The organism is Salarchaeum japonicum, from assembly GCF_020614395.1.
Taxonomy (GTDB): Archaea; Halobacteriota; Halobacteria; order Halobacteriales; family Halobacteriaceae; genus Salarchaeum; species Salarchaeum japonicum.
Map to the genome: position 1 here is coordinate 1,864,491 of NZ_CP085324.1, position 13,369 is coordinate 1,877,859.

Annotated in this window: 13 protein-coding genes and 1 pseudogene; 2 read left to right on the forward strand and 12 right to left on the reverse strand. The window is 73.8% G+C overall.

Features of this window, described 5'->3' with window-relative positions:
* Positions 1 to 9: 9 nt before the first annotated feature.
* The 8 genes and pseudogenes from LI334_RS10445 to LI334_RS10475 all read right to left on the reverse strand — a co-directional run bounded on the left by LI334_RS10445 (position 10) and on the right by LI334_RS10475 (position 8,301).
* Positions 10 to 2,784 carry a DUF7286 family protein gene (locus LI334_RS10445; protein ID WP_227260768.1) on the reverse strand — a complete coding sequence of 925 codons (2,775 nt, stop codon included), beginning with the start codon at positions 2,782 to 2,784 and terminating at the stop codon, positions 10 to 12.
* Complete coding sequence (locus LI334_RS10450; RefSeq protein WP_227260769.1) at positions 2,784 to 3,209, reverse strand: DUF7262 family protein; 426 nt, start codon at positions 3,207 to 3,209, stop codon at positions 2,784 to 2,786. Before LI334_RS10450 ends, LI334_RS10445 begins: the two co-directional genes overlap by 1 nt.
* Entirely contained in the window at positions 3,206 to 3,583 is a 378-nt protein-coding gene (locus tag LI334_RS10455; protein ID WP_227260770.1) for a DUF7285 family protein, read from the reverse strand. The genes LI334_RS10450 and LI334_RS10455 overlap by 4 nt, the downstream gene beginning before the upstream one ends.
* A complete protein-coding gene (locus LI334_RS10460; RefSeq protein ID WP_227260771.1) occupies positions 3,564 to 4,022 on the reverse strand; it encodes a DUF7283 family protein in 459 nt (152 codons plus the stop codon). Before LI334_RS10460 ends, LI334_RS10455 begins: the two co-directional genes overlap by 20 nt.
* Positions 4,023 to 4,047: 25 nt before the next feature.
* Entirely contained in the window at positions 4,048 to 5,724 is a 1,677-nt protein-coding gene (locus LI334_RS10465; protein ID WP_227260772.1) for a type II secretion system protein, read from the reverse strand.
* On the reverse strand, positions 5,721 to 7,508 hold the full coding sequence (locus tag LI334_RS10470) for a type II/IV secretion system ATPase subunit (protein ID WP_227260773.1): 1,788 nt from the start codon (positions 7,506 to 7,508) through the stop codon (positions 5,721 to 5,723). Before LI334_RS10470 ends, LI334_RS10465 begins: the two co-directional genes overlap by 4 nt.
* A gap of 77 nt (positions 7,509 to 7,585) precedes the next feature.
* A pseudogene (locus tag LI334_RS13135) lies at positions 7,586 to 7,936 on the reverse strand (DUF7311 family protein); the annotation flags it as partial.
* Entirely contained in the window at positions 7,933 to 8,301 is a 369-nt protein-coding gene (locus LI334_RS10475; protein ID WP_227260774.1) for a DUF7310 family coiled-coil domain-containing protein, read from the reverse strand. The gene LI334_RS10475 and the pseudogene LI334_RS13135, both read right to left, overlap by 4 nt.
* 75 nt (positions 8,302 to 8,376) lie before the next feature.
* On the opposite strand from LI334_RS10475, the gene LI334_RS10480 reads away from it, so the two are divergent.
* Positions 8,377 to 9,450 carry a tubulin/FtsZ family protein gene (locus LI334_RS10480; RefSeq protein WP_227260775.1) on the forward strand — a complete coding sequence of 358 codons (1,074 nt, stop codon included), beginning with the start codon at positions 8,377 to 8,379 and terminating at the stop codon, positions 9,448 to 9,450.
* A gap of 157 nt (positions 9,451 to 9,607) precedes the next feature.
* Here LI334_RS10480 and LI334_RS10485 read toward each other — a convergent pair whose 3' ends face one another.
* Together LI334_RS10485 and LI334_RS10490 are read right to left on the reverse strand one after the other, a co-directional pair.
* Positions 9,608 to 10,945 (reverse strand): alkaline phosphatase family protein, encoded by a 1,338-nt coding sequence (locus LI334_RS10485; protein WP_227260776.1) that lies wholly within the window; start codon positions 10,943 to 10,945, stop codon positions 9,608 to 9,610.
* 239 nt (positions 10,946 to 11,184) lie between these two features.
* The gene (locus tag LI334_RS10490) at positions 11,185 to 11,718 is read right to left on the reverse strand and encodes an inorganic diphosphatase (RefSeq protein WP_227260777.1); all 534 of its coding nucleotides are present in this window, start codon (positions 11,716 to 11,718) and stop codon (positions 11,185 to 11,187) included.
* Between the two features lie 111 nt (positions 11,719 to 11,829).
* Between LI334_RS10490 and LI334_RS10495 the strand changes: the two genes are divergently transcribed.
* Positions 11,830 to 12,177 (forward strand): PadR family transcriptional regulator, encoded by a 348-nt coding sequence (locus tag LI334_RS10495; RefSeq protein ID WP_227260778.1) that lies wholly within the window; start codon positions 11,830 to 11,832, stop codon positions 12,175 to 12,177.
* Here the strand turns inward: LI334_RS10495 and LI334_RS10500 are convergent.
* Positions 12,174 to 12,725, reverse strand: coding sequence for a DUF7108 family protein (locus LI334_RS10500; RefSeq protein WP_227260779.1), 552 nt, complete (start codon positions 12,723 to 12,725; stop codon positions 12,174 to 12,176). The genes LI334_RS10495 and LI334_RS10500 overlap by 4 nt on opposite strands.
* Positions 12,718 to 13,311, reverse strand: coding sequence for a ribonuclease HI (rnhA, locus tag LI334_RS10505; RefSeq protein WP_227260780.1), 594 nt, complete (start codon positions 13,309 to 13,311; stop codon positions 12,718 to 12,720). The genes LI334_RS10500 and rnhA overlap by 8 nt, the downstream gene beginning before the upstream one ends.
* Positions 13,312 to 13,369: the final 58 nt, after the last annotated feature.

Here is a 13,369-nt window from a genome sequence, read left to right on the forward strand (position 1 = left end):
GGCTTTATGTTACCAGCCGGGCGAGCGCTCGTCCGCGTTCCCGTCGGTGTCGCCGACGCCGCGCGGGCCGGGCGGGACGGCCGCGACGACCACCGTGTCGAACGCGAACGCGACCCGGGTGTTCCGGCCGAGCGGGTCGGGGCGGCCGTCGCCGTCCACGTCGAGGGAGACCGCGGCGTTCTCGCGGACGTACTCGTACGCGCCGGCGTCGAATCCGGGCGGGAGCGCGCCGCCCGAAATCGCGACGCGGTCGTAGCCGCCGCGGACGGAGACCGTCCACGCGTTCACCGTGGCGTACCAGAACCCGGGCAGGGGGACGACCGGGAGGCCGGCGGGGAGCGCGGCGAGGCGTCCGCCGAGCGCCCGGCGGGCGCGTTCCGTGGACGCGCGTCCGAGCGCGTCGGTGAGTTCGCCCCGAACCCGCTCGCGCGCCGCCCGAACCACGTCCTCGTCCACGCCGCCCCCGTCCCGGGAGAGCGCGCGGGACTCCGCGCGGAGCGCCGCGGCGAGCGCCACGCGCTCCGTTCCACGCGACCCCGAATCCGCGACGACGGCCGCGGCGAGCGACCCGTTCGTCGCCGCCCGCGCCCGCGCCGCGTCCGTCCGCCAGCGCGCCGCCGCGTTCGAAACCACGCGTTCCGCCGAGTCCGAGTCGAGACCGGTTCGGTCGGCGAGCGCGGCCGCGAACCGCTCGCGGACGCGCGCGGTCTCGGCGCGCACGGCGGCCCCGAGGTCGGGGGTTCGTGCGCCCGCGACGGCGAGGAGGTCGGCAGCCGTCGCCAGTCGAACCGCGCGCGCACCGCCGTCGAACGCCGCGTCCGCGACGGCGTCGGCGGCGTCGCCGTAAGGGAGCGTGAACACGTTCACGTTCCGCGCCGCGAGGGCCTCGGCGTCCACCAGCGAGAGGTAGCGCGGGGACGCATCCACGTCGGAGACCACGGTTTCGGGGGTCTCGCGGGTCGTCGCGCCAGTGGGAATCCAGCCGCCGAGCCGGGAGACCGTGTCGCGGAGCGCGCCCCGAACGCCGGCCGCGTCGTCGGCGCGCTCCCGAACAGCGGCGAGGGTCGAATCGAGGTAGCGGGCGCGAGCGGCGGTGAGCGCGCGCTCCGCGAGCGAGCCGTAGCGGGCGGGCGCGGCGACCAGACGGTCGCGGTCGGCGGCGAGCGTGTCCGCGAGCGCCGCGACCGGCGACGACGCGAGGACGCCCGCGCCGCTCACCCGGGTCGTCGTCGAGGTGTTCGCCACCCGGTCACGGGTGCGTCCGAGCGACCGCGCCGCGCGCTCGACGAGCGCCGCGGGCGGAGACACTCGGACAGTCGCGGAGCGCGTGCCGGCGTCGTCCGTGGCGGCGCGGGCGGCGAGCGCGTCCGCGCCGCCCGGGAGGAGCGAGCGTCGAACCGCATCGGTCGCCCGCTGGCTAAGGGCGTCCACGGGACGGGTCGGAACCCCGTCGAGCGCCGCGGGTCGGGCGGCGAGCGCGACCGAGACGCGGTACGCCGACCGCTCGACGTCGGTGAGCGTGCGAACCGCAGAGCCGTTCGTCCACGAGGAACGGGTCGTCCTGGTCACCGTCACGCGCCGGCTGACCGAATCGAGCGCGCGGAACCCGCCGGGAACGTCGAACGACCCGGGGGACGCGGCCGGAGCGGACGCGACGGTCGTCTCGGTGGTGGTGTCGGTCGCGAGCCGCGTCCAGTTCGCGGGTGGAGTAGCGGCGTCGAGGCGGCGGTCGGTTCGCGTCACGCGGACGAGACGGCGGGCGTCGAGCCGGTAGGCGTCCGCGAGCGCGTCGGCGAGGCCGCCGTCGAGCGCGTCGAGGAGGGCGGTGTCGGCGGCCGCGGCGGGCGTGAGCGACGACGACGCGGCCGGGTCGGGCGGCGGGCGGGCGGGCGTGACGTTCACCGCGTCAAGGATGCGGGTCGCGCGCTCCCTGGCGCTCGCGCGGGTGACGGCGAGCGCGTCGGTGACGCCGGTGAGCGCGTACGCCCGACCAACGGCGTCGCTCGATGCGTTCGACGCGCGGCCGAACGTCGCGCGCTGGACGGCGAGCAGGCCGTCGTTCGCCGCGACCTCGACGTGGCGGTTCGCGAGGACGTTCGCGATGGGCGCGCCGGCGTACTGCGCGAGACCGCGCGCGGCGGTGTAGGGCGCGAGCCGCAGGGTCGCCTCGCGGGCGAGCCCGTAGCCGCGAAGGACGCCGCGGTCGAGTCGCGCGGCGAACGACGCCATTCGGTCGTGGAGCGCGAGTACGGGCGTGTCCACGACGACCGAGACGGCGCGCTCGCGGACGCCGACCGACTCGCCGTGGTCGGTGACGGCGAGCGTCGCGTTCCGGACGGTCACCCGAACCCGGTTCGGGAGGAGTTCGTCGAATTCGACCGCGCGAATCGCGCGGCGCGCGTCCCGGGGTGTGTCGAGCGGGTCGAGCGACACGCGGGCGGACGCGGCACCGTGGCTGGCGTCGAGGTCGTCGAACGCCGCGCGGGCGGCGGCGTAGACGCGGAGCGCGAGCGCGTCCCGGAAGGCGGAGTCGTCGCGGAGGACGCGCCCGTAGGGCGTGTCGGCGGGCGCGACGACGGGGTTGGCGGCCGCGGCGGCGCTCGCCTCGATGGTCGCGCGTTCGAGGGCGACGCGCGCGCCAGTGAGTGCGCGGTCTGCGGCCCGGTCGGCGGCGTTCGTCTCCGCGGGCGTGTCGCGGGTGGCGAGGGTCGCGCCGAGGGCGGTCGCGGTGACGAGGAGGACGACGCCGACGAGCGCGAACGGGACGCGGCCGCGGTCGTCCATCACGCCCACCACCGCCGGAGCACTATCGAGGCGTCCCCGACCCGGAGGACGGCGGCGGTCGTGTCCGCGTCCCGCGGCGGCGACGCGCCGACGCGGAGCGCTCGGCCGTCCGCGCGGACGAGCACGCTCGACCGGCCGGGAAGCGCGTCGATGCGGTCGCGCACGACGGCGGCGACGGCCCGCGCGTAGGACGAGTCCGGGCGGGGCGCGGCCGCGGCGAGGTGGACGGCGACGGTGGCGCGAACCGGCCCGGACGTGGCGTTCGCGGTGGCGGTGGTGACCGCGAGCGCGTCGAGCGCGTGACCGGCGTCCGGCGGCGACGGCTGCGGCGCGGGCGTCAAGACGAACAGCGCGGTGACGGCCGCGGCGACGAGGGAGACGGCGAGCACGGTGTCGATGGCGGTGCTGACGCCGCGCGCGCTCACCACACGACCACCCGGAGGCGGCCGAACCGCACGTCGCCGGGCGCGACGCGAACCGCGACGGGCCGGCTCGCGGCGTCCGCCTCCGCGGGCGGGTTCGGGCCGGTCGTCCACGTCCGGTCGCCCGTCGTGAGCGTGACGGTCACCGAGCGCGCGATGTCGAGCCGGGCGTCGTCGAGTCGGTCGGGCCGGGCGACACCGCGAACCAGGAGTGTGTCGGTCGCGGCGGCGAGGACGGGCGGGGCGAGGTCGCGGTCGGCGGTCGGGAGGCTGCGGTCGTACGCGGTCGCGTAGCCGGCGAGCGCCGCGCAGAGGACGGCGACGCAGACGAGCGCGACGAGCGGTTCCGCCTGCGCCCTACCCGACGAGGACGACATCTGTCCCCCGCCACGCGAGGTGGCGAACGCGGAGCGTTTCGGCGGCCCGCCAGACGGGTGGCTGGGCGCGGGCGGCGGCCGCGGCGCGGACGAACGCGACACTGGTGTCGAAGACGAGCGCGGGGTCGCGGCCGGCGAGCACGGCGGCGAGCGGGCCGTCCGGCGGAACCGGCACGACGCGCGCGACGAGCGCGGCGGACGCCCTGCCGCCGGATCCGCGCAGGCCGATGCTTCGAGGAGTGACGCGGACGCTGTCGGCGTCGAGGTGCACCGCCTCATCCGCGTCGTAGTCGCTCGCGGCGACCCGGTCGATGGTCGCGGCGACGGCGGTGGCGTCGGGCGGCGGTGCGGCGGGGATGGCGAGCGCGGCGGCGACCAAGGCGGCCCCAGCGAGCGTGAGACCGACCCAGGTCGCGAGCGCGTCTGCGGCGTCGAACACGCCCACGGCTGTGCCGGTATCCGATTTAAACGCTCGTGACGAGCGCGGCGAGGGTCGCGACGACGGGGTACACGACCGCCGCGACGGCGAGTGCGGAGCCGGCGGCGTGAACGGCGCGGGCGCGGTCGGCACCGTGTCGGACGACGGACGCGAACGCGGGGAGGAGGACGGCGAGCGCGGCGACGTACCCGCCGACGACGAGCGCGAGCGCGTCCGGCGAGTAGGGGAGCGCACCGTCCCCGAGCGGGCGGAGCGTGCGGGCGAGCGCGACGGTGACGCCGGCGACGCAGGGCGCGACCCAGCGACCGGTCGTGTCGAGCGCGTTCGTGACGGCGGCGAGGTCGGCGGCGGTGTCGCGTTCGACGCGGACGAGGCGGTCGAGGTGGTCGGCGAGCGAGACGAGGACGCGGCCACCGGGTGGGCCGGCCGCGGCGGCGTCCCCGAGCACGGCGACGGTCGAGCGCGCGCGGGCGCTGGGGAGGTCGCGGAGCGCGCCGTACCGCCCGAGAAACGCTGTTCGCGTATCGACGGTGAGCGTGCGCTGGAGGCGGCTCGCGTCCGCGAAGACGGTCGAGACGGTTCCGTCGAGTTCGGCGGCCGCGGCGGCGAGCGCGCCCTCCGGGGGTCGGCCGCGGCGGACGTGCTGGCCGACGACGACGAGCGCGTCGGGGAGGCCGCGTTCGAGCGCCGCGACGTCCTCGCGGACGCCGAGAACGGGGCGCGTCCAGCGGACGAGGCCCGCGCCGAGGCCGGCGACGGGCGCGAACGGGAGCGCCCACGGCGCGAGGACGGCGAAGACGGCGAGCGCGCAGGCGGCCGCGGCGGCGGCCCAGACGAGGGCTGGGCGGGCGCGGCCCGCGAGCGCGGGGTGGTCGCGGGGTATCGGGACGGCGGGGAAGGCGGCGGGGCGGCGCGCGAGCACGACGGCGATGGCGGCCGCGAGCGCGAGCGGGAGCACGAGGTCGTAGACGACGGCCAGGCCGACGAGCGGGACGGAGAGCCCGGAGACGGGGGCGACGGGGAGCAGGCCGACGAGAGCGAGCGGGAGGACGACTCCGGCGGCGTAGACGCCCGTGACGAGCGTCGAGAGCGTGCTCGCGTAGTCGGTGACGCGGGCGGCGACGGCGTCGAGAGAGACGGCGAGCGCGCGGTCGAGGAGGCGGGCGCGTTCGGCGTCGGGGGCGTTGGTGGCGGCTTCGACGAGCGCGACGGCGCGCGCGAGTTCGGGGTCGTGGTCGCGCCACGCGCGCCGGAAGCGCGTCCACGCGGTGGTCGGCGCGCCGAGCGCGTACCGGACGTGGCCGGCGAGTCGGGCGGCGAGCGCGCCGGGTGCGTCGGCGGCGAACGCGGCGGTGTGTTCGGGCGTGGGTTCGAGCGCTCCCGCGAGGACGGCGCGGCAGACGAGGTCGGGGCCGTCGCCGAGCGCGCGCGACCGCCGGGCGTCCGCGGCGAGCGCGGGGAGCGCGAGGATGCCCGCGGCGGCGAGCGACCCGCACGCGAGCACGGCGAGACCGAGCATGAGGGACGCGACGGTGGCGAGGACGAGCGCCGGGCCGGCGGCGAGCACCGGGAGCGCGAGGGCGGCGGTTCGGACGGTTTCGGCGTCCTCGGGCCGGTCGAGGAGCGCGAGCGCGCGGTCGAGGTCGGGGTCGCCGCCCGCGGACACGGGCGCGACGCGAGCGAGGCGGTCGAGGAGCGTCATCGGAAGCGCGCGGTTCGGGCATCAATATCGGCGCGCACGTCCGCGTACGTCTCGTCGTGGGCGGCGAGCGACGCGACGAGCGACGACTCGCCGCGGTCGGTGCGGCCCGTGGAGACGAGACCGTCCGGCGTGCGCTCGAACAGCGCGTGAAATCCGTCGTCGAACTCCTCGACGGCGACGATCTGTTTGCCGGCGGCGGTGTCGGCGAGGGTGACGACGAGGTCGGTCGCGGCGAACGAGTTCAGGGGAACGCCGAGGTCGGAGACGACGCGCTCGCGAACCGAATCGCCGCCGTCGCCGTGGATGGTTCCGAGAACGGCGCTCGCGCCCGCGCCGGTTCGCATCGCCTCGTACAGCACGCCAGCCTCCGCGCCACGAACCTCGCCGACGGCGAGCGCGCCCTCCCCGAGCCGGAGCGCGGTTCGGAGGGCGTCCGCGGTCGAGACGGCCGCGCCGTCGCCGTCGGCGGTCGCGCGGAGCGCCTGCACGTCCCGGCCCGCCGACTGGAGGCCGGGAACCGGGAGTTCTGGCGCGTCCTCGATGACGACCGTGCGAGCGTCGGCGGGGAGTTCCCAGAGGAGCGCGCCGAGGAACGTCGTCTTTCCGGCGGCGCGAGCGCCCGCGACGAGCACGGCCGCGCCGCGTTCGACCGCGACTGAGAGGACCGCCGCGGCGTCCGGCGTGAGCGTCCCCGTCTCGACCAGTCGCGGGAGCGTGAACCGGCGGTCGCCGTGCGCGCGGAAGGCGAACCCGACGCCGTCCGCGACCGGTTCGGACACGGCGGCGACCCGCACGCGGTCGGCCGCGCCCACGTCGGAGAGCACGGCGTCCAACGTGGGGTTCGCGGGCGAGAACGGCCGGCCGCTCGCGGCGCGGACGCGGGACGCGAGGGCGTCCACTCCGCGCGAGGTGAGACGGACGTTCGTCGGGAGAAGGTCGCCGTCGAGGACGACGCGGAGGCGGGTGGCGGCGGCGGGCGCGGACGCGTACACGTCGGTGACGCGGTCGTCCGCGAACAGGTCGTCGAGCACGCCGTAGCCCCGCGTGTGCTTCTCCAGGACGGCGGCGACGTGCCGGGCGGGTTCGGCGGCGGGGCCGGTCGCGCGGTCGGCGGCCCGGGTGGCGGCGCGGTCGCCCGTCACGACGCCGTCCGCGAGAAGTTCGTGCGCCCGGTCGAGCGCACGGTAGGCGTCCTCGCCGAACCCGGACTCGGGCGGTTCGACGTGGTAGGTTCGGCCGTCCGGGGTGTCGTATCTGCGGGCGGTCGCGCCGCCGGGGAGGTCACGGGAATCGACGAGCGCGGCGTCGGCGGGCGGGTCGGGGTCGATGCGGGCGTGGGCGATGCGGGGGCCGACGAACGCGCGAACGGCGTCGTATCCGTCTACGCCGTCGGCGGCGACGGCGAGTCCGGTTTCGGCGGCGGTGTCGGCGACGGGGCCGGCGCGGCCGGTGGCTTCGCGGGCGGCGGCGAGCGGGTCGGTGCCGGCGAGCGCGGCGAGGCGGGCGTCCCGGTCGCGGACGCGGGGGACGAACCGGCCGGCGGCGACGAGGAGGGCGGCGGTGGCGTCGTCGTATCGGCGGTCGCGACCGACGCCGCGGACGACCACGGCGTCGGCGTCCCGGTCGCAGAGCGCTCGAACCGCGGTCTCGCGGCACGCCGGAGCGGTGGCGAGGTCGCCGTCGCAGTCCGTCGCGTCGAGGACGAGCGTGTCGCGTTCGAAGGCGGGCCGGCAGCGACACCCGTCGTCGGTGTCGCCGCCGAGGAGCGCGCGGAGTCGTCGCATACCCCCGAGTCGTCCCGTTTCCCTACTTGAACGTTCGTCGCGCGGAGGCGGGGGCCGGCCGGGCACGCGACGAGCGCGAGGACGAGCGTCGTCCGCCCGCTCGCGGCCAGTCGGCGCGCGAACGCCGGCGGAACCGGAAGCCGGCAGACCCGGCGGTCGATGCCGTCGGTGTGAGCGCGAACCGCGCGATCGAGCGAGACGCTGGTTCCGGCGGGGAGCGAGAGCGCGAGAGTTCGGGTTGCTGCCGCCCCGGGCGGTGCGGCGTTCGAGGTGGCGACGAGGGCGTTCGCGGCGTCGCAGACGCGGTCGGCGGCGGCCGTCGCGGCGGCGAGCGCGCGGTCGGCGCGGGCGTCCTCGACGGCGGGGAGCGCGGCGGCGACCAGCGCGGCCGCGACGGTCATCGCGACGAGCGCGCGAACCGCGCTCACAGGAACCCGCGAACGCGCTCGCGGAGCGACGGCGGCTCTCCCGAGTCGTCCTCGCGCGGTTCGATGTCGGGCACGGGATGCGGGAAGTCGGCCGCCCGAGCGGGTCGCGCGTCGTCGCCCGCGGGTGCGTTCGAGAACGAGGCGTCGGTGTCCGGCGGCGTTCGGTCGCGCTCGCTGACGCGCCCGCGGACGGCCTGGAGGTCGGCGTCGAGGTCGGCGAGCGCGGACTCGACGCGGTCGAGGCGGGCCTCGATGGCGTCGAGTCGCTCGGGGGTCGCGGTGTCGAGGGCGGGGAGTTCGTCGGCGTCGGTGAGCGCGCGTTCGACCGCGCGAACGCGGTCGGCGAGCGAGGTCGTATCCGGCATACACAGGGGTGGCCGCGGCATCCGATTTCAACCCTCGGCGCAACCTTGAAGGCGTCTGACAGAGAGCATCCGTGCATGAAGGCCGCCCTCGTCGGCGTCGGCCAAGCCGGCGGTAAACTCACCCAAGCCCTCGTCCGAAACGACCGCGAGAACGGCTACGGAGCCGTGCAGGGAGCGCTCGCCGTCAACACCGCACGCCAGGACCTCACCCCGCTCGACATCCCCACCCTCCTCATCGGTCAGGACGTCGTCAGCGGCGACGGCGTCGGCGGCGAGAACGAACTCGGCGCGGAACTCATGCAGGAGGACACGCCCGAAGTCGTCAACGCCCTCGACGGCACCATCACCAGCCGCACCGAAGCCGTGTTCGTCGTCGCCGGCCTCGGCGGCGGCACCGGCAGCGGTGGCGCGCCCGTCCTCGTCCGCGAACTCAAACGCGTCTACGACATCCCCGTCTACTGCCTCGGCGTCCTCCCCGGCCGTAACGAAGGCGCGCTCTACCAGGCGAACGCCGGCCGCAGCCTCAAAACCGTCGTCCGGGAAGCCGACAACACCCTCCTCGTCGACAACGACGCCTGGCACGCGAGCGGCGAATCCGTCACCGACGCCTACGCCGCCATCAACCAGACCGTCGCCCACCGAATCGGCCTCCTGCTCGCCGCCGGCGAAGCCACGAACGGCGTCGCCGAATCCGTCGTCGACTCCTCCGAAATCATCAACACCCTCCGAAACGGCAGCATGGCCGCCATCGGCTACGCCAGCGCCGACGCCAGCCCCGACCCCGAGGAGAACATCAACGTCGTCACCAGCACCGCGCGAAAATCCCTCCTCACCGGCATGAGCGTCCCCGAAACCACCGAATCCGACGCCGCGCTCGTCGTCGTCGCCGGCCACCCCGACCGCATCCCCCGCAAAGGCGTCGAACGCGCCCGCCGCTGGATAGAAGACGAAACCGGCAGCACCCAGGTTCGCGGCGGCGACTACCCCCTCGACAGCGACCAACTCGCCGTCCTCGTCCTCCTCTCCGGCATCACCCGCTCCGACCGCATCGAATCCTTCCTCGACCGCGCCCGCGAAGCCGCCAAAACCGACCCCGAACCCGATCCCACGGAAGCCTTCCAGAACGACGAACTCGACGGGCTTTTCTAACGGACCTTTTTCTTCGTCGGGTTCGCCGGAGGCGAACCGCTCCTCGAAAAATCTCCACCAAAAAGGCCGAGCGCGCCGCGGGCGCGCTCGGTAGGGCGTCGGAGCGACTTCCGCACCGCGACCGCACCGCGACCGCACCGCGGCCGCGCCGCAGCCGCTACAGTAGTGTTTTGCCGTCGAAGTCGGTGGTGTCGTAGTCGATGTCGAGGAGGTCGAGCATCGTGGGGGTGAGGTCGTAGAGGCTGGCGGCGTCGGTGCGGAGGCCGGGTTCGTCGGTGACGAGGAGGGCGTCGTCGAACGTGTGCATGCCGGTGCGGTGGCCGGTCTCGAACACGTCGTGGCCGTCCCGGAAGCCGGCTTTGAGGTCGAAGCCGTCGGTGGGGATGGCGACGAGGTCGGGCGCGATGTCGTCGTGCGGACCGTCGAAGGCGGCCTCCTTCTCCACGACGCGCTCGACCACCGGGGTGCCGTCGGGGCCGGTGAGGTCGCGGAGTTCGTCCGCGAGTTCGTCCCGAACGGCGTGGTAGTCGTCTTCGCGGACGCTCCCGCGGGGTTCGCGGCCGTCGAGGTTCAGGTAGAACCGGCCGGGGCTGAGCGAGTACGCGCGGGTGTCGTCGCTGATGTCCGCGAGCGTCTCCGGGTCGCCGTCGAAGTCGAGCCAGCCCTCGCGTTCGAGCCACGCGTTCGCGTACACCTCGTGGTCGAGGCTCGTGAACCCGTGGTCGGACGCGACGACGAGCGCCACGTCGTCCGGGAGGCTGTCGTGGAGCGCGCCGACGTACCGGTCGAGTTTCTCGTAGAACGCCAGGAACTCCTCGCGGTAGTCGCCGTCGGCGAGGTAGTCCCGGTAGAGGAAGTGGTTCACGTGGTCGGTCGCGGTGAACGCGCCGCAGAAGAAGTCCCAGTCGTTCGCGTCGACGAAGTGGTCGAACGCCTCGTAGCGCGCGTCGAGGGTGTCGTGGGCGTTCGCGAGGAAGTCGGACTTGTCGTCGCGGTGGCCGAGTTTCGCGTTCGTCTGGAGGCGATACCCGATGCCGTCGAGGTACTCCGCGACGGCGGGCGGGTGCGCGGCCTGTTCGACGCTCGGGGAGAGGAACCCCGACACCATCCGCTGGGCGTCCTGCTGGGGCGGCGCGGTGACCGGGACGTTCAGGACGGTGGCGTTCCGGTCGGCGGCCGTGACGTAATCCCAGACGCGGTCTGTCTGCACGTCGCCGCCCATCGGCACGTACGTCTCGTACGTCCCGGTTTCGCGGTCTTGAATCCCGTACACGCCCGTGCGCCCGGGGTTCTTCCCGGCGGTGAGCGCGGGCCAGCACGCGAGTTCGTCCGGCGGCGCGATGGAGTCGATAGTGCCGGTGCTACCGGCGTCAGCGAGAGCGGTGAGGTTCGAGAAGACGTCCGGGTGCTGGGCGACGAGGCTCGCCGGCACTCCGTCGAGACCCAGGAACGCGACCCGTGGCGCGCCGCCGCCGAGGCGGTCGAGCAATCCCATACGCCGCCTTCACGCGGCACCGTCAAGAAACTTCTCAGGCCGTCCTACTCGTCCGCGTCGTCCGCGTCCGCTCCGTCCTCGTCCTCGTAGTTGGTCGGAACGACCGTGACGTGCCGGATGCCGACGGACTGTTTCGCTGCCATGGGCGAATGAAGGAGCGACACACACCTAAAATTACCCATGGGCATAACGCATCGGCTGGGGGCGTGCGAATGCGCGAGAAGAATACGAGGGCGGCGTTACGCGAAGTTCTCCTGGTAGAGGTCTTGGGCGTGCTCGATGGCGTCCTTCGCGGCCTGCTTGTCCTGCCAGCCCAGCACTTCGACTTCCTTGCCCGCTTCGAGGTTCTTGTACGTCTCGAAGAACTCCTCGATCTCCTCTTTCTTCTGGTCGGTGACGTCCTCGATGTCCTCGATGTGGTCGTACCGGGGGTCTTCGACGGGCACCGCGATGACCTTGTCGTCCTTCTCGCCGTCGTCGTCCATCTCCATCAGGCCGACGGGACGGGCTTCGATGACGCAGCCGGGGAACGTCTGGTCTTTCACGAGCACGAGCACGTCGAACGGGTCCTCGTCGTCGTAGTAGGACTGCGGGATGAATCCGTAGTCGGAGGGGTAGTGGACGTTCGAGTGGAGGACGCGGTCGAGCATCACGCCGGGGATGTCCTTGTCGTACTCGTACTTGTTCCGCTCGCCCTTCAGGCACTCCACGACGGCGTAGATGACGTCGGGCGCGTCGGGGCCGGTTTCGAGGTCTTCCCAGAGGTTCGTCATGTGGATTCGACTGCGTTGACGGGCCTAAAGGGCCTTTCGCATCGCTTCCGGCTGTCGAAACTCTCGACGGCGTGAGAAGCGTTTAAATAGAGGGATGACATGTAATCCGGTATGTCAGAGGCACAACGCGCGGTGCGTCAGGACGCCCGCGATCTGACTGCGTTCCAGAAGAACATCCTCGTCGTACTCGCGGAGGAGGCCCGCTACGGTCTCGCCATCAAACGCGAACTCGAAGACTACTACGGCGAAGAAGTGAACCACGGCCGTCTCTACCCCAACCTCGACGACCTCGTCAACAAGGGATTCGTGGAGAAGTCCGAACTCGACAAGCGCACGAACGAGTACGCGCTCACCGACGACGGCTTCGCGGCCGTCCTCGACGACATCGAGTGGACGCTCAGCAAGTTCGTCACCGACGACGACCGCGCCGAGACCGTCCGCGACCTCGTCGGGAACTAACTCGGGTACTGTTCTCCCGCTATTTCGAACACCGCGCGTAGCGACCGCTCCAGCGCCGCTTCCTGTTCGTCGGTCGGCCAGACGTTCCGCGGGTAGTACTCCTCGCGGAACTCCCGGAGTTCCGCGCGGGTCGCGGTCTCCATCCGCCGCGAGTAGTGGTTGCCCATGAAGTCCGCGAACGCCCGCGCGTTCGCCGCTTCGGCATCCCCGTGCGCCTCGCGCACCCGTTCGACGAGCGCGCGGTTGTGCTCCTCCACGGACTCCCACTCCTCGGCCTCGCCGCCCCGAGTGAGCGAGCGTTCGGCGGCGCGGTCGGTGTCCTCGATGCGCTCCACGCGAACCGTCCCGTCCGCCAGCCACTCCGCGGGATAGCAGACGAGCGTGTCGCCGTCGTCGTCCTCGCGGACGCGCGCCTCGTAGTCGTGTTCGGCGAGCAGGGCGTCGCGGCGCTCGCGGTACGCCGCCGCTTCCTCCTCGTCGCCGACGCGGCGCGCGAGCCGCGTCAGGCGTTCGGCCTCGTCCACGGCGTCCTCCGGAAGCTCAGTCATTGTCGAGCGCCTCGTTCGCCAGGTCGTCCGCGCGGTCGTTCACCTCGCGGGGGACGTGCGTGAGCGACCAGTCGTCGAACCGTTCGAGGAGTTCGCGCACCCGGACGCGTTTTTCCTTCAGCGTCGGGTCGTTCGTGTTCCACGCGCCCGTCACCTGCTTCACGACGAGCTGGGAGTCCCCGCGGATTTCGACCTCGTCGAACCCGTAGCGGTCGGCGGCTTCGAGGCCCGCGACGAGCGCGTCGTACTCGGCCTGATTGTTCGTCGCGCGGCCGATGCGGTCGCCGCCCTCCGCGACGATGCCGTCGCCGGAGACGAGCACCCAGCCGACCGCGGCGGGCCCCGGGTTGCCGCGGCTCGCGCCGTCGAAGTAGACGTGCACGCGGCCCGCGTGGTCTTCGATGACGGCCGTGATGTCCGTGGGGCTCGCTCCCTGCACGACGACCGTCTCGTCGTACGCGACCGCGGTCGCGTCCCCCAGGCTCGCGCGCCAGCGCTCGTGTTCGGTGTTCCCGTCCTCGACGGACGCGCCGGCCGCCTGGAGGCGCTCGCGGGCGTCGTCGGGGTCGCAGTCGATAACCGGCATTCGCCCGGTACGTGGTGGCTGGGGCGTAAACGCGTTGCGTGTTCCCCCGGGTTCGGGG